Origin of the sequence: Actinacidiphila cocklensis, assembly GCF_907177275.1 — a bacterium.
GTDB classification, from domain to species: Bacteria; Actinomycetota; Actinomycetes; order Streptomycetales; family Streptomycetaceae; genus Actinacidiphila; species Actinacidiphila cocklensis.
Map to the genome: position 1 here is coordinate 98,325 of NZ_CAJSLV010000056.1, position 24,361 is coordinate 122,685.

General features: G+C 73.3%; 20 protein-coding genes and 1 riboswitch. Of the genes, 17 read left to right on the forward strand and 3 right to left on the reverse strand.

The window, feature by feature from the left end; all coding sequences use genetic code 11:
• Positions 1-126 precede the first annotated feature (126 nt).
• A complete protein-coding gene (locus tag NFU81_RS18025; protein ID WP_251491050.1) occupies positions 127-969 on the forward strand; it encodes a helix-turn-helix transcriptional regulator in 843 nt (280 codons plus the stop codon).
• A gap of 787 nt (positions 970-1,756) precedes the next feature.
• Here NFU81_RS18025 and NFU81_RS18030 read toward each other — a convergent pair.
• Positions 1,757-2,971, reverse strand: a complete 1,215-nt coding sequence (locus tag NFU81_RS18030) for an MFS transporter (protein WP_251491053.1) — start codon at positions 2,969-2,971, stop codon at positions 1,757-1,759.
• A 76-nt stretch (positions 2,972-3,047) separates the two neighbouring features.
• Here NFU81_RS18030 and NFU81_RS18035 point away from each other — a divergent pair, with 76 nt between their 5' ends.
• From NFU81_RS18035 to NFU81_RS18085, 11 genes are all read left to right on the forward strand, one after another.
• A complete protein-coding gene (locus NFU81_RS18035) occupies positions 3,048-4,223 on the forward strand; it encodes an ROK family transcriptional regulator (RefSeq protein ID WP_251491056.1) in 1,176 nt (391 codons plus the stop codon).
• Between the two features lie 104 nt (positions 4,224-4,327).
• Positions 4,328-4,458, forward strand: a riboswitch (FMN riboswitch).
• 150 nt (positions 4,459-4,608) lie between these two features.
• Positions 4,609-5,814 (forward strand): bifunctional diaminohydroxyphosphoribosylaminopyrimidine deaminase/5-amino-6-(5-phosphoribosylamino)uracil reductase RibD, encoded by a 1,206-nt coding sequence (gene ribD, locus NFU81_RS18040; protein ID WP_422665228.1) that lies wholly within the window; start codon positions 4,609-4,611, stop codon positions 5,812-5,814.
• 1 nt (position 5,815) lies between these two features.
• The gene (locus tag NFU81_RS18045) at positions 5,816-6,445 is read left to right on the forward strand and encodes a riboflavin synthase (RefSeq protein WP_251491061.1); all 630 of its coding nucleotides are present in this window, start codon (positions 5,816-5,818) and stop codon (positions 6,443-6,445) included.
• Positions 6,442-7,113, forward strand: coding sequence for a nicotinamide mononucleotide transporter family protein (locus tag NFU81_RS18050; protein ID WP_251491063.1), 672 nt, complete (start codon positions 6,442-6,444; stop codon positions 7,111-7,113). The genes NFU81_RS18045 and NFU81_RS18050 overlap by 4 nt, the downstream gene beginning before the upstream one ends.
• Positions 7,110-8,444, forward strand: a complete 1,335-nt coding sequence (locus NFU81_RS18055) for a bifunctional 3,4-dihydroxy-2-butanone-4-phosphate synthase/GTP cyclohydrolase II (protein WP_251491065.1) — start codon at positions 7,110-7,112, stop codon at positions 8,442-8,444. Before NFU81_RS18050 ends, NFU81_RS18055 begins: the two co-directional genes overlap by 4 nt.
• On the forward strand, positions 8,441-8,926 hold the full coding sequence (gene ribH, locus NFU81_RS18060) for a 6,7-dimethyl-8-ribityllumazine synthase (RefSeq protein ID WP_205047490.1): 486 nt from the start codon (positions 8,441-8,443) through the stop codon (positions 8,924-8,926). Before NFU81_RS18055 ends, ribH begins: the two co-directional genes overlap by 4 nt.
• 33 nt (positions 8,927-8,959) lie before the next feature.
• Positions 8,960-9,232: a phosphoribosyl-ATP diphosphatase gene (locus tag NFU81_RS18065; RefSeq protein WP_251491067.1), complete on the forward strand. Its 273-nt coding sequence runs from the start codon at positions 8,960-8,962 to the stop codon at positions 9,230-9,232.
• A 114-nt stretch (positions 9,233-9,346) separates the two neighbouring features.
• Positions 9,347-10,195, forward strand: a complete 849-nt coding sequence (gene hisG / locus NFU81_RS18070) for an ATP phosphoribosyltransferase (RefSeq protein ID WP_251491069.1) — start codon at positions 9,347-9,349, stop codon at positions 10,193-10,195.
• A complete protein-coding gene (locus NFU81_RS18075) occupies positions 10,192-10,704 on the forward strand; it encodes a PH domain-containing protein (RefSeq protein WP_251491071.1) in 513 nt (170 codons plus the stop codon). Before hisG ends, NFU81_RS18075 begins: the two co-directional genes overlap by 4 nt.
• A 185-nt stretch (positions 10,705-10,889) precedes the next feature.
• Positions 10,890-12,221, forward strand: coding sequence for a hemolysin family protein (locus NFU81_RS18080; RefSeq protein ID WP_251491073.1), 1,332 nt, complete (start codon positions 10,890-10,892; stop codon positions 12,219-12,221).
• A complete protein-coding gene (locus tag NFU81_RS18085; protein ID WP_251491076.1) occupies positions 12,218-13,270 on the forward strand; it encodes a hemolysin family protein in 1,053 nt (350 codons plus the stop codon). Before NFU81_RS18080 ends, NFU81_RS18085 begins: the two co-directional genes overlap by 4 nt.
• 24 nt (positions 13,271-13,294) lie before the next feature.
• On the opposite strand, the gene NFU81_RS18090 is transcribed toward NFU81_RS18085, so the two are convergent.
• Both NFU81_RS18090 and NFU81_RS18095 read right to left on the reverse strand, forming a co-directional pair.
• Positions 13,295-15,199: an AAA family ATPase gene (locus NFU81_RS18090; RefSeq protein WP_251491078.1), complete on the reverse strand. Its 1,905-nt coding sequence runs from the start codon at positions 15,197-15,199 to the stop codon at positions 13,295-13,297.
• A 713-nt stretch (positions 15,200-15,912) separates the two neighbouring features.
• Positions 15,913-16,518 carry a uridine kinase family protein gene (locus NFU81_RS18095; RefSeq protein ID WP_251491080.1) on the reverse strand — a complete coding sequence of 202 codons (606 nt, stop codon included), beginning with the start codon at positions 16,516-16,518 and terminating at the stop codon, positions 15,913-15,915.
• Between the two features lie 88 nt (positions 16,519-16,606).
• On the opposite strand from NFU81_RS18095, the gene NFU81_RS18100 reads away from it, so the two are divergent.
• From NFU81_RS18100 to NFU81_RS18120, 5 genes are all read left to right on the forward strand, one after another.
• Positions 16,607-17,749 carry a M24 family metallopeptidase gene (locus NFU81_RS18100; protein ID WP_251491082.1) on the forward strand — a complete coding sequence of 381 codons (1,143 nt, stop codon included), beginning with the start codon at positions 16,607-16,609 and terminating at the stop codon, positions 17,747-17,749.
• Positions 17,750-17,899: 150 nt separating this feature from the next.
• A complete protein-coding gene (locus NFU81_RS18105) occupies positions 17,900-19,306 on the forward strand; it encodes a peptidase C39 family protein (protein WP_251491084.1) in 1,407 nt (468 codons plus the stop codon).
• A gap of 162 nt (positions 19,307-19,468) precedes the next feature.
• Positions 19,469-20,704, forward strand: coding sequence for a carbohydrate-binding protein (locus tag NFU81_RS18110; protein WP_251491086.1), 1,236 nt, complete (start codon positions 19,469-19,471; stop codon positions 20,702-20,704).
• 284 nt (positions 20,705-20,988) lie between these two features.
• Positions 20,989-21,804, forward strand: coding sequence for an SAM-dependent methyltransferase (locus NFU81_RS18115; RefSeq protein WP_251491088.1), 816 nt, complete (start codon positions 20,989-20,991; stop codon positions 21,802-21,804).
• A gap of 80 nt (positions 21,805-21,884) precedes the next feature.
• Entirely contained in the window at positions 21,885-24,029 is a 2,145-nt protein-coding gene (locus NFU81_RS18120) for a putative bifunctional diguanylate cyclase/phosphodiesterase (RefSeq protein WP_251491109.1), read from the forward strand.
• The last annotated feature ends 332 nt before the right edge of the window (positions 24,030-24,361 follow it).

Here is a 24,361-nt window from a genome sequence, read left to right on the forward strand (position 1 = left end):
GGCACGCCGGACCCGGCGGGCACGCCCGCCATGCGACCGGTTCCCCGGCCTCCCCGCCGACGCGCCGCGCTATCGGGGGAGTGGCACCGCCTGGATAGCCGGCCGCCGCGGCCGCATGCTGGAGGGGTGGACCGACCAGAACTCGCCGACTTCCTCCGCCGCAGCCGCGACCGGCTCAACCCCGCAGACGTGGGGCTGGGCGGCGGCGCCCGGCGCCGCACCCCGGGACTGCGCCGCGAGGAGGTGGCCCAGCTCGCCGGCATGTCCGTCGACTACTACACCCGCCTCGAACAGGCCCGCGGCCCGCGCCCCTCCCGGCAGATGCTCGGCGCGCTCGCCCGCGCGCTGCGGCTGACCTCCGACGAGCGCGACCACGTCTTCCACCTGGCGGGCGAGGAGCCGCCGCGGGAGACCGGCGGCAGCGGCCACGTACGTCCTGGGCTGCTGCTGGTCCTGGACCGGCTGCACGACACGCCCGCCCAGGTGGTCAGCGACATCGGCGACATCCTCGTGCAGAACACCATGGCGTCCGCCCTGCTCGGCGACGTCTCGGCCCGCCCGCCCGAGATGCGCAACTCCGTACGCCGCGCCTTCACCGAGCCCTCGGCGATGGACATCTTCCCGCCCGAGGACCACGAGACGCTGCTGCGCACCCATGTCGCCCACCTGCGCGCGGTCCTCGCCGCCCGCCCCGACGACCCGCGCGCCGCGAGCCTGGTCGCCGAGCTGCGGGCGCGCAGCGAACCGTTCGAACGGCTGTGGTCCGAACACAAGGTGGCCGTCCGGCGCTCCGACACCAAGCGCTTCAGGCACCCGGTGGTGGGAGACATGGAGCTCGACTGCGAGGTGCTGCTCAGCACCTGGCACGACCAGCGGCTGATCGTGTACACCGCCCGCCCCGGCACCGAGGCCTACGAGCGGCTGCAGCTCCTGCGCGTGGTCGGCCTGCAGGACCTGACGGTCGGTTGAGGTGCCGAAACCGGTCAACTCCTGCCAAGATCACGAGAGATGACGGCGCGCGCGTGCCATGGCGTAATCCCGCGGAATGAATTGCCCGTTCCGTGCTCCCCGGGAGGGCCGACGCGCCGGTAACGTAGTTCTCGGTTCGGCGGGCGCGATTCCCCCGTGCGCGTCCGCCGAACTCCCCCCACCTGCCGCGATGCGAACCTCCCGCGGCACCTTCACCCCCTGCGCCGACCGTGTGACCCACCGGCCGCGCGCGCCCGCCCCGCACACGACGGCCCTCAGGGCTGTCCCGTAATCCGCGGTGGACCAGCGGGCGGCGTCAGATGCGGTGCATCGCAAGGCGAAGGGTCGCCCTCATACCGGGTCGTATTCGGGCGAGCCCGGCAACGCAGCGAGGTGCCGTAGCTGTCGTCGCGCGCCCGCCGGGGATTGCGGGACAGCCCTGAGCGTGAACCGCACGATTCCGCGGCGGCGAGGAGCAGGTACAGGGTGCGCGGTACGGGCTGGACGGTGCACGGCGACGTCCGCTGCCCGCTGCCGGGGGCGGTGGTCCGTCCCGAACCGATCGCCGGCGGCGTCGTGGCGGGCATCGGCGACGTGACGCTGCGGATCACCGACACCCGTCTCGCTGAGCGGCATCGCGCCCGGCGCGATCCTCGTCCTGGCCGGCTACCACGCACTGCACCTGGTGGCGCCGCCCCACCTGCGCGAAAAGGCGCCGGGCGGCGGGTGACACCGGACCGGCTCCCACTCCGGTCGGGGCCACCCGCCGCCCGGCGGGCTCGGGGGACTACTCGGCGGGGACGCCGGCCGGCGCGGGCGAGCCCGCCACCTTGACGGGGGCCGGCCTGACCACGCCCGCTCCCACCACCAGCCCCAGCGTCAGGACCGTGACCAGGCAGAAGGACGCCGTGAGCGACGTCGCCCCGGCGATCCCGCCGATCGCCGCCGGTGCGACGAGTCCCGAGGTGTAGGTGACGGTCGCGACGCCCGCGATGGCCTGGCTCGGATTGGGCCCGCTGCGTCCGGCCGCAGCGAAGCACAGCGGCACCACCACGGATATACCCACGCCGATCAGCGCGAAGCCGGCGATCGCCGGAGCCGGCGCGTGCGCGAGCACCACCAGCAGCCCGCCGGCGGTCGCGACCACCCCGCCGGTCCTGATCGCGTTCACCGCGCCCAGCCGGCGTACCGCGAGGTCGCCCAGCAGCCGGGCGGTCGCCATCGTGCAGGAGAAGGCGGTGTACGCCAGCGCCGCGACGGCCGGCGAGGCGTTGGCGACGTCCCGCAGGTAGACCGCGCACCAGTCGGCGCTGCCGCCCTCGGCGAAGACCCCGCAGAAGCCGATCGCGCCGATCACCAGCGCCGCACGCGGCGGCAGCGCGAAGCGCGGCGGCGCGTCCTCGTCGGCCGCGGGGTGCAGGTCGGGCACCTTGGCGCACACCAGGAAGCCGAACACCACCAGGAAGGCGGCCACCGCACCGAGGTGGACGCGGCCGTCGAGCCCGGCGTGCGCGGCCGGCACGCCGATCGCGGCGCCGACCAGGGTGCCCACGCTCCACATCCCGTGCAGCCCGGACATGATCGACTTGCCCTTGTGCTCCTCGACCTCCAGACCGATGGCGTTCATCACCACGTCCGCCATGCCGGCGCTGCCGCCGAAGACCAGCAGCGACAGGCACAGCCACGGCAGGCCCGGCGCGAGCGCGGGCAGCGAGAGCGCCGCGCACCACAGCGCGAGCAGCAGCCGCATCGCGGTGCGCGAGCCGAGCTTGTGCATCAGCCGCCCGGCCAGCGGCATCGTCACCATCGAGCCGATCGCTGGGCACACCAGCGCGATGCCCAACGCGCCCGCGCTGAGCCCGAGATGGTCCTTGATCCAGGGGATGCGGGTGGCGAACGTGCCCTGCACCGCACCATGCACGGCAAAGATCGTGGCAATGGCCATATGGGCGGTACGGACCCTGGCGGGAGACCACCGTGCCCCGGGAGCGTTCGTCGTCATGGTGGGTAAACTATCAGGAAGCCTGCCTGAAAGTTAAGGCATCTGGGGCCACCGGCTTTCTGGGAGGATCGCCCGCATGACCGTCACCCGCGCGCAGCCCGGCAGGAACGCGTCACCGCGTACGGCCAGGGCCATCAACGACCGGCTCGCCCTGCGCCTGCTCCAGGACGAAGGGCCGCTCACCGCCGCGCAGTTGAAGGAACTCACCGGCATGTCCCGGCCCAGCGTCGCCGACCTCGTCGAACGCCTCCAGGACTCCGGCCTGATCGAGGTCGTCGGCGAGTCCGGAGCCGCCAGGCGCGGTCCCAACGCCCGGGTCTACGGCATCGTCGCCGACCGTGCGCACGTCGCCGGGCTCGACGTACGCGTCGACAGCATCGGTGTCGAGATCGCCGACCTCCTCGGCCGCACCGTGGCCAGGGCCGACCTGGCGGTCTCCACCGACGCCGATCCGGCCCGCACCATCGAGAGCGGCATCGGCCTGCTGCTCGGCGCGGTCGGCGACCGGCCGCTGCACACCGTCGCCTTCGGCGCCCCCGGCCTGATCAACCCGGTCACCGGCCGGCTGAGCACCACCGGCGAACTCCCCGCCTGGCACGGCGACCTGGTGGACGAGGTACGCAACCGGCTCGGGGTGCCCGTCCTGCTGGAGAACGAGGTCAACCTCGCGGCCGTCGCCGAGCAGCGGGTCCGCGGCGCCGCCGCGGGCGACACCTTCGTGCTGCTCTGGATCGGCGGCGGCGTCGGCGCCGCCCTCGTCCTCGAAGGGCGCCTGCGGCGCGGCAACTCCGGCGGCGCCGGCGAGGTCGGCTTCCTGCCGATCTCCCTGACCGGGCGGCTGCCGACCTCCACCAACTGCGACGACGGCTTCCACGGGCTCGCCGGGAGCCGGGCCGTCTGCGACCTGGCCCGCGCGCACGGCCTGTCCGTCGACGGGTGCGACGCGGCCGCCGCGGCCGAGGCCGTGCGGGTCGGCACCCCCGCCTTCCTCGACGAGCTCGCCGCCAGGATCGCCGTCGGGGCGGCGGCCGTGTGCGCCGTGCTCGACCCCGGGCAGGTCGTCCTCGCCGGCGAGGTCGGCTCCGCCGGCGGGTCCGACCTCGCCTCGCGCGTCGCCGCCACCCTCTCCCGGCTCTCCCCGCTGCGCACCGAGGTGCGCCCCACCGCCGTACCCGGCGGCCCGATCCTGCGCGGTGCGGTGATCACCGCGATGGACTCCGCCCAGAACGCCCTCTTCGCCCCCGCGGGGTGACCTCCTTCCCGGGTGCCTGGACCCGGCGGCGGGGACGGGGAAGGCAGAACCCCCTGGAGCGCGGCGCGGAACTCGTGGCAGACTGGACCCCGTACCAGTGACGTTTGCGCACTCCGGGGTCGGTGTAATTCCGAACCGGCGGTTACAGTCCGCGACCCGTCCGCATCCAGCGGCCGGTTGACCAGGTGAAATTCCTGGACCGACGGTGAAAGTCCGGATGGGAGGCAGTGCGCGGCGGACGTTCACCACGGTGCGCCGCCATGGGACGGGCCGCTCAGGCCCGCGTGAACGCGGTGCGCCGGACGTGGGAGACGTCCGCTTGCCCCGGAGTCCGTGCCCGATGCGGCAGGAGGACCCGGTGGCCACCACCAATGAGACCGACGCGATGCGCCGAGCGATCGCGCTGTCCGCGCGCGCCCTCGGCGCCACCGCCCCCAACCCCGTCGTCGGCTGTGTGATCCTCGACACGGCCGGCGCCGTCGTCGGCGAGGGCTGGCACCGCAAGGCCGGCGGCCCGCACGCCGAGGTGCACGCGCTGCGCGCCGCGGGCGAGGCGGCCCGCGGCGGTACCGCCGTGGTGACGCTGGAGCCGTGCAACCACACCGGCAGGACAGGCCCGTGCGCCCAGGCGCTGATCGAGGCGGGGGTCGCCCGGGTGGTGCACGCGGTGTCCGACCCGAGCCCGGCCGCGTCCGGCGGGGCGGCGACGCTGCGGGCGGCGGGCGTGGACGTCGAGAGCGGGCTGCTGGCGGACGAGGCCGCGGCGGTCAACGTCGCGTGGCTGACGTCGGTCCGCCGCGGGCGCCCCTTCGTGCGCTGGAAGTACGCGGCCACGCTGGACGGCCGGATCGCCGCGGCCGACGGCAGCAGCCGCTGGATCACCTCGGCGGAGTCCCGCGCGGACGTGCACCGGCTGCGGGCGGAGGCGGACGCGGTGGTGGTCGGCTCCGGCACGCTGCTGGCCGACGACCCGCACCTGGCGGTCCGCGGCGTCCCGGACGCGGTCCAGCCGCTCCGGGTGGTGGTGGACTCCCGGGCGCGGATCACGACGGCCGCCCGGGTGCTGGACGACGCGGCCCCGACCCTGATCGCGGTGTCCAAGGACGCGGACACCGGCCACCTCCCGGCGGTGGACGTCATCCGCCTCCCTTACGCCCAGGAAGTGCTCCCGGCAGCCGGCATCGCCGAGGAGACCGCCCCCGTGGAACCGCCCCCGGCGACGGGTATCGCCGAGATCACCGCCCCCACCGAGCCGCCCGCCGCCCCCGTGCCCGCCCCGGCCCCCGCGGCCGTCGGCAGCGGCGCCGGGCTCGACGTGCACGCGCTCCTCGCGGAGCTGCACGCCCGCGGGGTCCGCTCCGTCCTCCTGGAGGGCGGGCCGACGCTCGCCGGCGCGTTCGTGGCCGCCGGGGCCGTCGACGCCGTCGTCGGCTACCTGGCACCGGCTCTGCTCGGCGCCGGAGCCACCGCGCTCGGCGACGCAGGAATCAGCACCATCGCGCAGGCGTTGCGGCTCGACGTGACCGATGTCGCCCGCCTCGGGCCCGACCTGCGTATCACCGCCGTCCCCACTGCTGCACAGGAGAAGTGACGTGTTCACCGGAATCGTCGAAGAACTGGGTGAGATCACCGCTGTCGAGGAGCAGTCCGAGGCCTCGCGCTTCACCGTGCGCGGCCCGGTCGTGACCGAGGGCGCCAAGCACGGCGACTCGATCGCGGTGAACGGTGTGTGCCTGACCGTGGTCGAGTTCGGCGACGGCGCCTTCACCGCCGACGTGATGGCCGAGACGCTGAAGCGGTCCAGCCTCGGCGCGCTGCGCCCCGGCTCGCGGGTCAACCTGGAGCGCCCGATGGCGCTCGGCGGGCGGCTCGGCGGGCACCTGGTGCAGGGCCACGTGGACGGCACCGGCACGGTCCTGGACCGCACGCCGGCCGAGCACTGGGAGATCGTGAAGATCTCGCTGCCCGCGGAGCTGACCCGCTACGTGGTGGAGAAGGGCTCGATCACCGTCGACGGCATCAGCCTGACCGTCGTGGAGGCCGCCGCCGACTACTTCACCGTCAGCCTCATCCCGACCACCCTCGCGCTGACCACCCTCGGCCTCAAGGAGCCCGGCGACCCGGTGAACCTCGAAGTCGACGTCATCGCCAAGTACGTCGAGCGCATGCTCGGCGCGACGGCCGCACCCGGGTCCGATCCGACACCCCGGGACGCGCGATGAGCGCACTGCACTGGCTGAACAGCGAGGCCTTCACCGCGTTCGACCAGCACGTCATGTGGTCGGACATGATCGGCAACCTGCTGGGCCTGGGCGCGCTCGCGCTGGGCTGGCGGCGGGCCATGCTGACCTGGCCGGTCCAGCTGCTGTCCGGCGTCGTGCTGGTGGCGGCGTTCTGGTCGGCGCACCTGGGCGGCGGCGTCGGCAAGCAGTTCGTGGTGATCACCGTCGCCGTGTGGGGCTGGTTCCAGTGGCGGCGCGGCCGGGCCGGCAGCGGGCGGCTGGCCATCCGGTTCGCCACCTGGCGTGAGCGGGCGGTGCTGGTGGCGGCCACCGCGGTCGGCACCGTCGCGGTCGCCTCGCTCTTCCTGGCGTACCCGAAGCTGTCCTGGAACCCGTGGCCGGACGCGTACATCTTCGTCGGCACGCTGGCCGCGATGTACGCGCAGGCCCGCGGCTGGGTCGAGTTCTGGTTCGCCTGGCTGGCCGTCGACCTGGTCGGGGTGCCGCTGAACTTCCACAGCGGCCTGCCCTTCTCCGGCCTGGTCTACATCGTCTACTTCGTCCTGGTCATCGCCGGGATGTACGCCTGGTGGCAGCAGACCCGCAGGGGCGGGGACCTGCGCCGGGCCGAGCCGAGCAGCACCGTCGCGGAAGGAGTGACGGCATGAGCGCCGTGACCGCACTGCAGGACGACTGGTACGACGAGGCCGACCTCGTCCTCGACCCGGTGGAACGGGCCGTCGCCGACATCGCCGCGGGCCGCCCGGTCGTGGTGGTGGACGACGAGGACCGGGAGAACGAGGGCGACCTGATCGTCGCCGCGGAGAAGATCACCCCGGAGATCGTGGCATTCATGATGTCCGAGTGCCGCGGGCTGATCTGCGTACCGATGGAGCCGCAGGAGCTCGACCGCCTCGAACTGCCGCAGATGGTGGACGCCAACACCGAGTCGATGCGCACCGCCTTCACCGTCTCGGTGGACGCCGGTGCCGCGCACGGGGTGACCACCGGGATCTCCGCGGCCGACCGCGCCGCGACCATCCGGCTGCTGGCCCAGCCGTCGTCGGTGGCCGCCGACTTCGTCCGCCCCGGGCACGTCTTCCCGCTGCGGGCCAGGAGCGGCGGGGTGCTGACCCGGGCCGGCCACACCGAGGCGGGCGTGGACCTGGCCAGGCTCGCCGGGCTGCGGCCCGCAGCGGCCATCGTGGAGATCGCCCGCGAGGACGGCACGATGGCCCGGCTGCCCGAGCTGGTGCCCTTCGCGCGCAAGCACGGCCTGGCCATCATCTCCATCGAGGACCTGATCGCCTACCGCCGCTCCGCCGAGCCGACCGTCCGCCGGGAGGCGTCGACCACGCTGCCGACCGCCTTCGGCGACTTCCGCGCCCACGGCTACCGCAGCACCGCCGACGGCGTCGAGCACATCGCGCTGGTCGCGGGCGACCTCGGCGACGGCACCGACGTGCTGGTGCGGGTGCACTCCGAGTGCCTGACCGGCGACGTCTTCGGCTCGCAGCGCTGCGACTGCGGCCCGCAGCTGCAAGGAGCGCTGCGCCGGGTCGCGGAGGAGGGCCGCGGGGTGGTCCTCTACCTGCGCGGCCACGAGGGGCGCGGCATCGGCCTGCTGCCCAAGCTGCGGGCGTACGAGCTGCAGGAGCGCGGCCGGGACACCCTGGACGCCAACCTCGAACTCGGCCTGCCCGCCGACGCCCGCGACTACGGCGCCGCCGCGCGCATCCTCGCCGACCTCGGCGTGCGCTCGCTGCGGCTGATCACGAACAACCCCGCCAAGACCGGTGCGCTGGTCGGCCACGGCCTCGAAGTGCTGGGCCGCGAGCCGATGCCGGTCGGGGCGGGGGAGCACAATCTGCGGTATCTGCAGACCAAGCGCGACCGGATGGGGCACGACCTGCCCTGGCTGGAGAGCGCCGGCCGCAGCCACGCCGCCGTCGGCACCGCAGGCGGCAGCACAGTCACCGAGCAACGAGGAGAGAAGTGAGCGGTAAGGGCGCCCCCGAGCTGACCGTCAAGAACTGCGGAGACCTGCGGGTCGCGGTGATCGCGGCCCAGTGGCACCAGCAGGTGATGGACGGCCTCGTCGACGGCGCGATGCGCGCCCTGCACGACCTGGGGATCGAGGAGCCGACCCTGCTGCGGGTGCCGGGCAGCTTCGAACTGCCGGTCGTCGCCCGGGCAGTGGCCGGTCGCGGCTACGACGCGGTCGTCGCGCTCGGTGTGATCATCCGCGGCGGCACGCCGCACTTCGAGTACGTCTCGCAAGGGGTCACCGCGGGCCTGACGCAGGTCACCGTGGACAGCGGTGTCCCGGTCGGCTTCGGCGTGCTCACCTGCGACACCGAGGAGCAGGCCCTCGACCGGGCCGGACTTCCCGGGTCGAACGAGGACAAGGGGCACGAGGCGGTCACCGCGGCGGTGGCGACCGCGGCCGTCATCCGCTCACTATCCGAACCGTGGCGCTGAAGGGCGGGCTGTTCCCCGTAGGCTAGGACCACCATGGCCAACAAGACATTCGAGCAGCTCTTCACCGAGCTGCAGCACAAGGCCGCCACCGGCGACCCCAGCACGTCACGCACCGCCGAGCTGGTCGGCAAGGGCGTGCATGCGATCGGCAAGAAGGTGGTCGAGGAGGCCGCCGAGGTGTGGATGGCCGCCGAGTACGAGGGCGCCGACGCCACCGCCGAGGAGATCTCCCAACTGCTGTACCACGTTCAGGTGATGATGGTGGCCCGGGGCATCTCCCTGGCCGACGTCTACGCCCATCTGTGAGCCGTACGGCCCGCGCGACACACCGCACGGGCCGTACAGTCGCGTCCGCACGTCCGCCGGTCCCGCACCACCCCAGTCCACCGCACCGCACCCACAGCGAAGGAACCCGACCCCATGCTGCGCATCGCCGTCCCGAACAAGGGCTCACTGTCCGGACCCGCGGCGGCCATGCTCCATGAGGCCGGCTACCGCCAGCGCAAGGAGTCCAAGGAGCTGGTGCTGTTCGACCGCGCCAACGACGTGGAGTTCTTCTACCTGCGCCCGCGCGACATCGCCATCTACGTCAGCTCGGGCCGGCTCGACATCGGCATCACCGGGCGCGACCTGCTGCTGGACTCCGGGGCGAGCGCCGAGGAGATCCTGCAGCTCGGCTTCGCCCGCTCGACCTTCCACTACGCCGCCAGGCCCGGCACTGCCGCGAGCGTCGCCGACCTCGGCGGCATGACGGTCGCGACCTCGTACGAGGGCGTCGTCGAGAAGCACCTCGCCGACAACGGCGTGGCCGCCACCGTCGTCCACCTCGACGGCGCCGTCGAGACCGCCATCCAGCTCGGCGTCGCCCAGGTCATCGCCGACGTCGTGGAGACGGGCACCTCGCTGCGCAACGCGGGCCTGGACACCTTCGGCGAGCCGATCATGGCCTCCGAGGCGGTCGTGGTGCGCCCCACCGGCGCCCCCGCCGACGAGCCCGAGGTGCAGAAGTTCCTGCGCCGCCTGCAGGGCGTCCTGGTCGCCAGGCGCTACGTGATGATGGACTACGACATCCGCGCCGAGCACGTCGACAAGGCCGTCGCCCTGACCCCGGGCCTGGAGTCGCCGACGGTCTCCCCGCTGCACCACGAGGGCTGGGTCGCGGTCCGCGCCATGGTCCCCACCAGCGACGCCCAGCGCATCATGGACGAGCTGTACGACCTGGGCGCCCGGGCCATCCTGACCACCGGCATCCACGCCGCCCGGCTGTGACCGCCGCCGACGACGACCGCGCCGAGGCCGCCGTCGCGCAGCTGCCCGTCACCTTCCGGCCGCTGCTCACCCGTGTGGTGCTGCTCACCATGGGCACCCTGCTGCTCGGCGTGCTCAGCACCCTGGCCGTGGTGATGCCCTACGAGGGCGCGTCCCCGTGGAGCACCGGCGACCGGGTCACCCTGGTCGTCGTCGGGGTGCTGGCGCTGGCCCTGCTGGCGCTGCTCAGCCGCCCCAAGGCGGTCGCCGACGCCGACGGCCTCACCGTGGTGAACCTGACCGTCAAAAGGCGGCTGGCCTGGGCGGAAGTGCTGGCCGTACGGCTGCGGCAGGGTGACGCCTGGGTCCATCTGGACCTCGCGGACGGCACCACGCTGGCCGTGATGGGCATCCAGCCCGGCATCGCCAGGCGGCAGGCCATCGGCGACGCCCGGCGGCTGCGAGCTCTGGTCGAAGCGCTCGGCGAGGCCCGCGGCGACGGCCCGGGCGAGCGGGGCGGCTCCCGCTGAAAGGGGCGCCCGCCGTCCTTCGCTGCTGCGACCGCAATGACTAGTCTTGTTCCGGGCGGTGCCGTGACGGCGCCGCCCGCTGAACCGCCCGACCGACCGAGGAGTGACACTCACACCCCGATGGACGCACCGTCCGGTAGTACCTGCGCCGCCCCTCCCGCCCAGTCCCATGGAGCGGCGGCCTCATGAGCACGTCACTGCTGCTGCTCGCGGCAGCCCTTGTCCTGATCCTCGCCAACGGTTTCTTCGTCGCCGCCGAATTCGGCCTGGTGACGGTGGAACGCCCGGCGGCCGAACGTGCCGCCGCCGCCGGCGACCGCAGAGCGGCCGGCGTCGTCGCGGCCCTGCGCCGGCTGTCCTTCCAGCTGTCCGGCACCCAGCTCGGCATCACCATCACCTCGCTGGTCGTCGGCATGCTCGCGGAACCCGCGCTGGCCGACCTGCTCACCGGCCCGATCAGAGCCGTCGGCATCCCGCACGGCGCCGCCCCCGGCGTCGCGGTCGTGGTCGGCATGATGGCCGCCTCCGCCGTCCAGATGGTGATCGGCGAGCTGGTCCCGAAGAACTGGGCGGTGTCCAGGCCGCTGGCCGTCGCCCGGGTGGTCGCGGGGCCGCAGCGGGCCTTCTCCCGCGCCTTCCGGCCGGTCATCGAGGTGCTCAACACCGCGGCCAACCGCCTGGTGCGGATGCTCGGCGTGGAGCCCGCCGACGAGCTGGCCTCAGCCCGCACCCCCACCGAGCTGGTCTCGCTCGCCCGGCACTCGGCACTGGCCGGCACGCTGGAGCAGGACACCGCCGACCTGTTCGTCCGCACCCTCTCGCTCGCCGACCTCACCGCGGAGAACGTGATGACGCCCCGGGTCAGGGTCAGCGCCCTGGAGGACACCGCCACCGCGGCCGACGTCCTCAACCTCACCCGCGCCACAGGACTGTCCCGCTTCCCGGTCTACCGCGCCCGCCTCGACGACATCGTCGGCATGGTCCACCTCAAGGACGCCCTCGCCGTCCCCGCGGAACTGCGCGACCGCACCGCGGTCGGCCGGATCGCGGTCGTCCCGCTGCTGGTCCCCGAGACGCTGGCCGCCCAGCCGCTGCTCGAACTGCTCCGCAGCCAGCAGCCCATCGCGGTCGTCGTGGACGAGTACGGCGGCACCGCGGGGGTGGTCACCCTGGAGGACATCGTCGAGGAACTGGTCGGCGAGGTGCGCGACGAGCACGACGCCGTCGACCTGCCCGACCTGGCGCAGGCCCCGCCGGAGAACGGCAGGCCGGCCTGGGACGCCGACGGCAGCTGCCGCATCGACACCCTGGCCCGTATCGGCCTGGAGGCGCCGGAAGGCCCGTACGAGACGGTCGCGGGACTGGTCGCCGACCTGCTGGCCCGCATTCCCGAGATCGGCGACACCGCGGAACTGCCCGGCTGGCAGCTGCGGGTCGCCGAGGTCGGCCACCACCGGGCCGAACGGGTCAGGATCGTGCGTACGGCGCCGGCCGCGGGGGAGGAGAGCGACCGATGAGCGCACTGCAACTGCTCTTCGCCCTGCTCCTGGTGCTGGGCAACGGCTTCTTCGTCGGCGCCGAGTTCGCCCTGGTGTCGGTCCGCCGCAGCCAGATCGAACCGCTGGCCGCCGTCCACCGCAGGGCGCGCACCGTGCTCTACGGCCTCGAACACCTGCCGCAGATGATGGCCGCCGCGCAGTTCGGCGTCACCGTCTGCTCGCTGACCCTCGGCGCGGTCGCCGAACCCACCGTGGCGCACCTGCTGGAGCCGGTCTTCGTCGCCGCCCACGTGCCGGACGACCTGGTGCACGCGATCGGCTACGTGCTGGCGCTGGCCCTGGTGGTCTTCCTGCACCTGGTCATCGGCGAACTGGTGCCGAAGAACCTGGCCATGGCCGACCCGGAGAAGACCGCGCTGTGGCTCAGCCCGGGCCTCGTCGGCTTCGCCCGGGTCTTCCGGCCGGTGATCGTGGTGCTCGGCGCCTGCGCCCGGGTGATCCTGCGGGCCTGTGGCGTCGAGCCCAAGGACGAGGTCGACGCGGTCTTCACCAGCGCCGAGCTGACCGTGCTGGTGGAGGACGCCCGGCGGGCCGGGCTGCTGGACTCCGACGAGCAGGAGCGCCTGGAGGACGCGCTGGAGCTGGGCACCCGCCCGGTCACCGAGGTGCTGCTCACCCCGGACCAGCTGATCACCCTGGCGCCCACGGCGACCGCCCGCGAGGTCGAGGAGCTGACCGTACGCACCGGCTACTCCCGCTTCCCGGTCGCCGAGGAGGCCGGCGCCCGCTACCTGGGCTACCTGCACGTCAAGGACGTGCTGGACCTGGAGGACCAGGACCGGCCGGTGCCGCAGCGGCTGTGGCGGCCGATCACCACGCTGCGCGCCGACCTCCCGCTGGACGACGCGCTGACCTCGATGCGGCGGGCCGCGTCCCACCTCGCGGCGGTCGCGGACCCCGCGGGGCGGGTGCTGGGCCTGGTCGCGCTGGAGGACGTGCTCGAAATGCTCGTCGGCGAGGTCCGCGACCCCTCGCACCGCTCGGCGCCCGGCGAACTGGTCGGCTGACCGCGGCTCCCGCGCCCGCCCCGGCTACTCGGCCGGGTCGGGCGGCGGGACGCCGGGGCCGCGGCCCGACAGCACCTCGCCGTAGGCCTGCATCAGGTCGGGCAGCCGCAGGGTGGACAGCTCCTCGCGGCTCGGCGTCGTCCGGTACTCCGACAGCCGCAGGTCGCGGTAGGCGCAGCTCTTCTCGTACAGCGTGCGCAGCAGCCGCCCGTTGCCCAGCTCGTCGATCCAGCCCTGGTCGACGACGTGGCCGCTGATCGCCCCCAGCTCCTCCAGCGCCTCGTCGTCCCACTGGTCGCCGTTCTCCGCGGCCAGCACCTGGCCGATCCTGGTCAGTTCGAGCGGGCGGTAGCTGGGGAAGTCCACCCGGGTGGTGAAGCGCGAGCTGAGACCCGGGTTGGCGGCGAGCAGCCGGTCCATGCCCTCGGGGTAGCCGGCCAGGATGACGACCAGCCGGTCACGGTTGTCCTCGGCGCGCTTGAGCAGCACCTGCAGGGCCTCGTCGCCGTACGCGTCGCCCTTGCTGTAGCCGGAGTTGGACAGTGCGTAGGCCTCGTCCACGAACAGCACACCGCCCAGCGCGGAGTCGATCAGCTCGTTGGCCTTCACCGCGGTCTGCCCGAGGAACTCGCCGACCAGGTCGGAGCGCTGGGCCTCCACCAGGTGGTCGCCGCCCAGCAGGCCGAGCGCGTAGAAGACCCGGCCCAATATGCGGGCCACCGTGGTCTTGCCGGTGCCGGACGGACCGGAGAAGACGAAGTGCCGTTTCGGCGGCTGCACCGGCAGCCCCTGGCCGGCCCGCAGCCTGGCCATCCGCAGCTGTGCCGACAGCGCCCTGACCTGCCGCTTGACCGGTTCGAGGCCGACCATGCCGTCGAGCTCCGCGAGCGCCTGGGCGAGCAGCACCGGATCGGAGCCGCCGAGCGGCAGCTGGGCGGGCAGCGAGCCGGTCAGCGGGGCGACGGCCCGGTCGCGTATGTCGTCGTCCAGCGCGCCCGCCGACGCCAGCAGCGCGTCGTCCAGGTCGGGGTTCCCCGGCGGGCGGCCGTCGCCGGGGTCCGGGTACATCCCCGGGTCAAGGTCGGCCGCGCCCTCGGGCACCGCCTGCCCGCCGCCGCCCGCCAACGACACGGCGGTGGCCAGGCCCGCGCTCTCGTCCAGGCCGTCGTCGGTCTCGTGGATCGCGGCCAGCCGCGCGGCGGTGTCCATGAACGCCGGGTCCACCCGGTGCACCGCCCGGTACAGAGGTACGGCCGCGGCGGTCCGCCCGGTGCCCTCGTACGCCCGGGCCAGCCAGTAGCGCAGCTCCTTGCGCTGCGGCTGCTCGCTGCGGCACCGCATCAGGGCGGCGGCGAGCAACGGCTCGGCCTGCCCGCACATTTCGAGCCGCACCCGGGCCATACCGCCGAACAGGCCCGCCTCGATGCCGAGCAGGGGGTCGCCGAGCAGCGGTTCCGTATGCCGGACCAGGTGCTCCCAGTCCTTGACCAGATACGCCCGGCAGGCGTGCAGGAAGCGCACCTGCGGGTCGGTGTCGACGGGCGGGCAGTCGGCGAGCGCGCGGTCCAGCTCGGCGACATGGCGGCCGTCCAGCCAGTGCGAGGCGTGCGCGAGCAGCAGGTCCCTGCTGGTCTCCAGCACCGGCTGCACCCACCAGCCGAGCCAGTACCAGGAGTTCAGGGTGCGGCGGTGCGCCGCGCGCTGCTCCCCGAAGCGGTCGCGGTGCCGGTACATCTGCAGCAGCGCGGTCGCGGTGTCGGCCCGCAGCGCGTGCAGCCCGAGCCAGGCGTCGGCCATGCCGGGGTCGATGCGGACCGCGGTCTTGAACTCCTCCTCGGCCTGGACGTAGGCGCCCATGGTGTACGCGTCGATGCCGCGCAGCCACGCGAGATCGGCCGGGGCGCCCGCGCGGTCGGTGCCGAAGTCCATCTAGTCCCCACCCATCATTCCCCCGCCAACCGCCTGGCGGCGCACAGGAGTTGAAGCACGCCACACCCCCTGCGGCCCCCGCCCGCACCCTCCGGCATCGTACCCGCGAAGAGGTCAACTCCGTAGAGTGCGTTTCCCTGCGGGGCTTTGAGGGGTGGGGCCACGTGCGGGTGGATTCGCTTCCACGCCCGCCGGCGGGGGGTGTGCGCGCGGTTCCCCGCGCCCCTGAGGTGGGTGCCACTTGCTGTGGCGTTGCCTCTTTCCCGCCGCGCGGGCTGCGCGCGCAGCCCGCGCGCCCGAGGTGGGCGCCGCTTGCTGTGGCGTTCAGAGTTCCGGCGCGTCGTGGCTTGTCGCGCGGTTCCTCGCGCCCCTAGGCGGTTGCCCCTTGCGGTGGGCTCGCACCTTCCGGTGCGTCATGGCTTGGCGTGCAGTGTTCCGGGCCCCCATGGGCTTGCCCTCTGGGGGAGAGGGTGGGTGTTTTCAGGGGTGCGGGGAACTGCGCGCCCGGCTGCCACGGAGTGCGACGGCGAAGGCCACCGCAGGGGGCAGTCACCGGGCGGCCGGAGGGCGCAAGGGGAGGGTGTGACGGGGGTGTCGGGGGAAGACGAAGCCCCCGGTCACGGGGGAACAACCGGGGGCTTCGTGCTACGTGGCGGCCTTCCGGGGCCGCTTGGTTGAAAACGTAATTGCTCCGCGCGAAGCGGTCAAGTGCGTCACCCCGTGTGACCGTACGGACCGGGAGCGGCGCGATAACCGGCCTCCGTCTGGTGGACCAGAAGGTCCGCGAAGGGGCGCGTGGGGTCCTCCGCGAAGTGCTGGTCCTCCGCCGCGGACCACCCGGTCCAGAAGTGTTCGAGCGCCGGGCCGTCCCGGCGGATCCCGCGCTGCCTGGCGGTGGCGGTGTCCACCTCCAGCCACAGGGTCAGCGCCAGCAGCGGCCGCAGCGCCCGGCGCCCGCTGGCGACGCCTTCGAGCAGCACCACCGGCGCCGCCGGCACGAGCCGTTCGCCGGTGAACCGCCGCGCGGTCCAGTCGTAGACCGCGTGCCGGGCCTCCCGGCCCTCCCGGAAGGGTGCCAGCAGCTCCGCGTCGAGCCGTTCGACCCAGTCGAACGGCCGGTCGTGCGTGGCGAAGTCGTCGGTGTGCACCACCGGCGCCCCGCGGGCCTCCGCCGCGAGCCGCTGCGCGAGCGTGCTCTTGCCGGCGCCCGCGTGCCCGTCGACGGCGACCAGGCGTACCGGACCGCAGGACGGCGGCAGCAGGTCGAGCGTGCCGGCCAGTTCGCGCAGCGAGAGACCGGCCGGGCCGTGAGTGTCCATGAAGCCGGAGCATAGGCCCCGCCCGTACGGTGGCCCGGCGCGCGCAGGCCGTAAAAGGTGACCGTGTCGGGCGGCGCTGCCGACTACCGTGGTCGGCGTGACCGACTCCGAAGACTCCGCCGCCGCGCTCCATCCCGCGGAGCGCCTCGAACTCGCCAGGAAGGCCACCGCGGACGCGGGCGTGGACGCGCTGCTGGTCTCGCCGGGCGCCGACCTGCGCTATCTGACCGGCTATCAGGCGCTGCCCCTGGAGCGGCTGACCTGCCTGGTGGTGCCGGCCGAGGCGGACCCCTTCCTGGTGGTGCCGGCCCTGGAGCGGCCCGCCGCGCAGGCCTCCCCGGCCGGCGGCCTCGGCCTGGAGATCGCCGGCTTCGCCGAGACCGACGACGCCTACGCGCTGATCGCCCGCCGGCTGCCCGCGGGGGTGCGCCGCTTCGCGGTCGACAACCACATGTGGGCCGAGAAGCTGCTGGCCTTCCAGGCCGCGCTGCCCGACGCCCAGGCGTGCCTGGCCGGCGACGTGCTGACGGAGCTGCGGATGCGCAAGAGCCCCGCCGAGGTGGCCGCGCTGCGCCGGGCGGGCGGCGCCATCGACCGGGTGCACCGCAGGGTGGGGGAGTGGCTGCGGGCCGGGCGCACCGAGCGCGAGGTCGCCAGGGACATCGCGGACGCCATCCTGGCGGCCGGCCACGAGACGGTGGACTTCGTCATCGTCGGCTCGGGGCCGAACAGCGCGAGCCCGCACCACGAGGTGTCCGACCGGGTGATCCGCAGCGGCGACCCGGTGGTGGTGGACATCGGCGGCACCACCGCCGACGGCTACTGCTCCGACTCGACGCGCACCTACGCGGTCGGCGAGCCGCCCGCCGCCTTCCGCGAGCTGTACGAGGTGCTGCTGCGCGCGCAGACCGCGCAGACCGAGGCGGTGTGCCCGGGCATCACCGCCGAGCAACTGGACGCGATCGGCCGGGACATCATCACCGCGGCCGGCTACGGCGAGCACTTCATCCACCGCACGGGCCACGGCATCGGCCTGGAGGGCCACGAGGAGCCGTACATCGTCGCGGGCAGCAGGCGGGCGCTCGCGCCGGGCATGGCCTTCTCGATCGAGCCCGGCATCTATCTGCCCGGCACCTTCGGCGCGCGCATCGAGGACATCGCGGTGTGCACCGAAGGCGGCGGCGAGCGGCTGAATCTGACCGGGCGTGACCTGGTGGTCCTGCCCGACTGAGCGCCACAGGAACAGACCAATGTTGGTCCCGCCACGCGGTCGGAAAACCTGGTGGAAAGGGTGTCCCGCCTGCAATGGTGGTGCGACCTGCCGCCGGGCGGCGCGCAGGGGTGTCCCGTACCCGTCGAGGGAAAACGAGGGGATTGAGCCATGACCAGTAACGCCCCCCGCCGTGCCGTGATCGCCGCGGCGCTGGCCGCCGCCGCGACCGCGGCGACCACAGCGGCCGCGCAGTCCGCGTCGGCCGCGCCGTCCGGGGCCGCCGCTCCCGGCGCCGTGCCGCAGCGGTCCGGCAGCGACGGCGCGACCGACAGTGCCCCGGTCGACTACCACGGCTGGACGTCCTTCGCCGACTGGTTGTTCGGCGCGCACGCGGGCACCCGCCCGGTGCCCGGCCCGCGTGCGGGGCTGGAGATCGGCCGGGCCACCGGCACCCTGGACTACACCGACCCGCACACCGGCGTCACCGCCACCTGGGAGTCGGCGTCCTGGACCTCTCCGGTGCGCGAGGTGCCGCACCCGGCGAGCGAGCTGATCTCGTCGTGGAACGCGCACACCCCGGCCGGCACCTGGATCCAGGTGGAGCTGCTCGGCACCTACACCGACGGCACCGAGACCCCGGCCTACGTCATGGGGCGCTGGACCGCGGGCGACGGCGACGAGGACATCAGGCGCACGTCGGTGGATGACCAGACCGACGGCAAGAGCAGCATCTGGACCGACACCTTCTCCATCGACGACGCGACGGCGGGACCGCTGCTCGCCTCGTACCGGCTGCGGCTGACGCTCTTCCGCAAGCCCGGCAGCAAGCTGACGCCGACCGTGTGGCGGCTCGGCGCGATGGCGTCGAACATCCCGGACCGCTTCACCGTGCCGGCCTCGGTGCCGGGCGAGGGCGCGGGCGTGGAGCTGCCGGTGCCGGCCTACTCGCAGAACATCCACAAGGGCCAGTACCCGGAGTACGACAACGGCGGCGAGGCCTGGTGCAGCCCGACGTCGTCCACCATGGTCATCGAGTACTGGGGCCGCGGCCCGACCGCGGAGCAGCTGGCCTGGGTGAACCCGGCGTACGCGGACCCGCAGGTCGACCAGGGCGCCCGCTACACCTACGACTACCAGTACGAGGGCTGCGGCAACTGGCCGTTCAACGCGGCCTACGCGGCGACGTACAAGGACATGCAGGGCGTCATCACCCGGCTGCACTCGCTCAACGACGTCGAGAAGCTGATCAAGGCCGGCATCCCGGTGATAACGTCACAGTCCTTCCTGGCCTCCGAGCTGGACGGCGCCGGGTACGGCACGTCGGGCCACCTGATGGCCCTGGTGGGCTTCACCGCCGAGGGCGACGTGGTCGCCAACGACCCGGCGAGCAGCAGCGACGCGGTGGTCCGCAACGTCTACAAGCGAGCACAGTTCGAGACGATCTGGCTGCGGACGAAGCGGATCAACGCCAGCGGCGGGGTCAGCGGCGGCACCGGCGGTGTCTGCTACCTGTACTTCCCCGCGAAGCCGAGCCCGGGGCAGCGGCGGGCGCTCGCGGCGGTCGGTGTGGTGTGAAAACGGGGCGCTCCGGGCGCCCTTGACGTGCGGCGGCCTGCCTGAGGCCCCGGATTGGTAGAGACCAATTTGTGGGTTGCTCTAAAGGTCTGGACCAACTCATTGACGGGTTCGCGTCAGAGCAGGATTCTGCTGGCACGTTCCCCCACAGGAGGTCCAGACGTGAAGCGTCTCCAAGCACTGGGTTCCGGCGTGGCCGCCGCCGCCCTTGCCTTTGCCGGGCTCGGCGCCGCCGCCGTGCTCGGCACGGGACAGGCCAGCGGCGCCACGGCGGCGTCGAGCGCGCTGAGCAACCAGTGGTACGCCGCCGCCCCCTATCTGATGCCGACCGACAACAACCCGCCGGACGCGACCGCGATCATGGACGCCACCGGCCTGAAGGCCTTCCAGCTCGCCTTCATCCTGGCCCCCAACGGCGGCGGCTGCAGCCCGACCTGGGGCGGCACCAGCGCGGTGTCCTCCGACACCGCGGTCGGCGGCGTCATCTCGGCGATCCGGGCCAAGGGCGGTGACGTCTCGGTCTCCATCGGGGGCTACGGCGGCACCAAGCTCGGCCAGGCCTGTTCCGACGCCTCCTCCACCGCGGCCGCGTACCAGCAGGTGATCACCAAGTACCAGCTGCACGCGATCGACTTCGACCTGGAGGAGCCGGAGTACGAGAACACCGCGGCCGTCGCGCACGAGATCGGCGCGGCCAAGATCCTGCAGCAGAACAACCCCGGCCTGTTCGTGTCGGTGACCACCGCGGGCACCGCGGCCGGCACCGGCTGGTTCGGCCAGCAGATGCTCAACGAGGCCAAGTCGCAGGGCTTCACGCCCAACAACTTCTCCATCATGCCCTTCGACGGCGGCTTCAACGGCGCCGCGTCGCAGACCGCCGCGCTGACCGCCTTCAACGGCCTGCTCAAGACCACCTTCGGCTGGGACACCGCCACCGCGTACGCCCACGAGGGCTTCTCCGGCATGAACGGCCGCAGCGACTCGGGCGAGTACTTCTACCAGGCGGACTTCCAGACCGTGCTGGACTACGCGACCAGCCACGGCATGGGCCGCTTCACCTTCTGGTCGCTCAACCGGGACCGCCAGTGCAACCCGCCGGACAACGGCACCACGTCCGGCGTGTGCAGCAGCGTGCCGCAGTCCAGCTGGGAATTCGCCAAGTACTCGGTGAAGTTCGCCGGCGCCACCCCGCCGAGCACCCCGCCGCCCACCACCCCGCCGACCAGCCCGCCCGGCGGGACCTGCACGGTCGGCGAGTGGACCGCGTCCGCCGTCTACGTCGGCGGCAACGAGGTGGCGCACAACGGCCACAAGTGGAAGGCCAAGTGGTGGACCACCAACGAGGAGCCCGGCACCACCGGTGAGTGGGGGGTCTGGCAGGACGAGGGCGCCTGCTGACCGGCCGCCCGCTGTCCGAAAGACGATGGTGGACCCGTGACGACGACCGTCACGGGTCCACCATCGTTTCTGCGCTTGCCCTGCACAGCGTGCGCAGATTCGCCGTGGCGCGTTTTCGCACCTGTACATGCCGGTGGTTGTTGACCGAAAACGGACGTCACATCTCCGGTTGCGTGTTTCGCTCCGAACACGTGATCAGTAGCCTCGCAGAGTAAGCGGCCCACCGTCCGCGAGAGTTGACTCCGGACGCGTCCACCCGGCCCCACGACCTGGAGATCTCCACTGTGACCGACCGTCCTTCCTGGGCACCGCCCGGCATCGACATCACCGTGCCCAGCGTGTCGCGGGTGTACGACTACTTCCTCGGCGGTTCGCACAACTTCGAGGTGGACAGGGAAGCGGCCAGGGTCGCGCTCAAGGCCATCCCCGCCATCCCCAAGGTCGGCCAGGCCAACCGGGCGGCGATGCGCAGGGCAGTGCGCCACGCGGTCGGCCGCGGCATCGACCAGTTCCTCGACATCGGCTCCGGCATCCCCACGTTCGGCAACGTGCACGAGGTCGTGCACACGCTGAATCCGGCCGCGAACGTCGTCTACGTCGACAACGACCCGGTCGCGGTGGCCCACAGCAAGGCCGTACTCGACGGGAACGAGCACGCCACGATCGCCGCCGCCGATCTGCGCGACCCGCGGTCGGTGCTCGACCACCCCGAGACGCAGCGGATGCTGGACCTCGACCGGCCGGTCGCCCTGCTGCTCGTGGCGGTGCTGCACTTCCTGCGCGACACCGACAACGCCTACGCCGTCGTCGGCGAGCTGCGCGACGCCCTCGCGCCCGGCAGCGTCCTGGTCATCACCCACGCCACCCCGCAGGCCGGCCTGCTCAGCGACGACCAGCGCCGGGTCCAGGACGTCTACCAGCGCACCAGCACCCCGCTGATCATGCGGACGGTGCCCGAGGTGGAACGCTTCTTCACCGGCTTCGAACTGCTCGACCCCGGCGTCGTCCCGCTGAACCACTGGCGCCCCGACACCCCGCCGAGCGACGACGACGATCCCGCACTGCTCACCGGACTCGCCGGCGTGGGGCTGAAGGCGTGACCGCGCAACCGGCCGCCCCCCGGTGCAGGGCGGCGGGCGGAACGGCGAGGGCGGTCGGCCGCACCGGCGGCGGACCGGCCCTGTCGACGAGCCGGGACAACCTGGCGCGGTTCGCCGCGATCTGGAGCCGGGCGATCTACCCGGTCACCGCCACCTCCATGACCAGTGCGGAGTTCGAGCAGCACCTGCTGCCGCTGGCCCGCCTGCTGCGGGACACCCTGCACGCCGAGCGCTTCGACCCGCGGGCCGCCATCCGGGTCGGCGAGGGCCTGGTCGCGGCGCACTGCACCGACCCCGAGTCGCTGCCCAGCATCCTCGGCGTCATCGACGCCTACCTGGTGCTCTACTGCGGCCCCGGCCTCGACCTGCCCGCCGAGGAGTGCCGGGTGCGCTGCTCCCGGCTCCAGCACGCGGTCGCCGTCGGCTTCTCGCACGCGCTGCGCGAACGCACCCTGTACGAGCAGGAGTCGATCTCCCGCGCCGCGCTGAACGCCAAGACCGAGGCGGAGAGCGCGCTGGCCGCCAGCGAGGCCCGCTTCCGCGCCGTCTTCGAGACCGCCGCGGTCGGCATCGGCATCGCCGACCTCGAAGGCAACGTCCTTGAGGTCAACGAGTCGCTCACCCGCATGCTCGGCAGCGAGTCCTACATCAGGCACCGCAGGGCCGGCGACTGGACGCACCCGGACAACGGCCCGGAGGGCGACAGCCTGAACCGCGAACTCGCCCGCGGCGAGCGCGACCACTACCACATCGAGAAGGCCTACCCCCGGGCCGACGGCTCGGTGCTGTGGGCCGACGTCCAGGTCTCGCTGCTGCGCGACGCCGCGGGCCGCCCGCAGTACCAGCTCGGCCTGCTGGAGGACATCACCGAGCGCCGCCGGCTGCTGGAGCGGCTGCGCCACCAGGCCACCCACGACGCGCTCACCGCACTGCCCAACCGGGCGCTGTTCTTCGAGCGCCTCGACCGCGCGCTGAGCACCACCGACGAGCACGGCGCCGACCGCGCCGACCGCAGGATCGGCGTCTGCTACCTCGACCTGGACGGCTTCAAGGCGGTCAACGACAGCCTCGGCCACGCGGTGGGGGACCGGCTGCTGGTCGCCGTCGCCGAGCGGCTGCGCCGCTGCGTGACCTCGCCCGACCAGCTGGTGGCCAGGATCGGCGGCGACGAGTTCGTCGCCGTCTACGCCGACCCGCCGAGCCTGGCCGCCGTCACGGAACTGGCCGGCCGCATCCTCAAGGCCCTGTCCACCCCGGTGCTGCTCGACGACCGCCAACTGCCGGTGCACGGCAGCATCGGCGTCGTCCACGGCCCGGTCGGCACCCGCGGCGCCGCCGATGTGCTGCGCAGCGCCGACATCACGATGTACCGCGCCAAGGAGCTGGGCGGCAACCGCTACGAGGTCGCCGACCCCGACGCCGACGCCCGCGCCATCACCCGGCACGGGCTGACCAACCAGCTGCCCAGCGCGCTGCGGCACGGCGAGTTCTTCGTGGAGTACCAGCCGCTGATCGGGCTGGAGGACGGAGTGGTCCTGGGGGCCGAGGCGCTGGTGCGCTGGTGCCACCCGGTGCACGGGGTGCTCGGCCCCGACCAGTTCATCCCGCTCGCCGAGAGCACGGGCCAGATCGTGCCGCTGGGCCGCTGGGTGCTGGAGCAGGCCGCGCAGCAGGCCCGCGACTGGCAGGACCGGCGGTTCACCGGCCCGGCGCCGCGGATCAACGTCAACCTCTCACCGGTGCAGCTGACCCACCCCGACCTGGTGGCCGAGGTCGCCGCGGTGCTCGACGAGACCGGGCTGCCGCCCAGCGCGCTGTGCCTCGAAGTCACCGAGAGCGCCCTGATCGGCGCCAACGAGGACGCGCTCAAGCCGCTGCGCAGGATCGCCGACCTCGGGGTCGCGATCGCGCTCGACGACTTCGGCACCGGGTACTCCAACCTGTCCTCGCTGCGCTGGCTCCCGGTCAGCGTGCTGAAACTCGACAGGTCCTTCACCCGCGGCATGCGGCAGCACCCCGCAGACCCGGTCGAGATGAAGATCGTCGAGGGCATCGTCTCGCTCGCCCACACCCTCAACCTCACCGTGACCGTCGAGGGCGTCGAGACCCGCACCCAGGCGGAGCACCTGCGCGCGCTCGGCTGCGACACCGCCCAGGGCTGGTACTACGGCAAGGCAGGCCCCGCCGACCAGCTGCACGCGCTCACGCTGGCCGACGCCGTCTGACCCGTCAGTCCTTCTTCTCCGGGGTGGCCGGCCCACCGTGCTGCCGCGCGAGCCGCCGGTCGGCGTGAGGGTGACCTTGACGTCGTCGCTGCCCTCGCCCGGGCTGCCGGGACCCTCGCCGCGGGTGCGGGCAGGGTCGGCGGGGGACCGCCGGGCGGAGCGTAGGCCGTACTGCCCGGGCCGTACGGCGACGGGCCGAGGCCCGCGGGCGGCGCACCCAGCGCGGCCCGCATCATCGCCTCCCTGGCCGCCACGTCGGCCACGAGCCGCGAAGCGTACGACGGCTCGCCCGTCCGGCCCCGCGGCTTCGCACAAACCGCCCGCCACGCCCC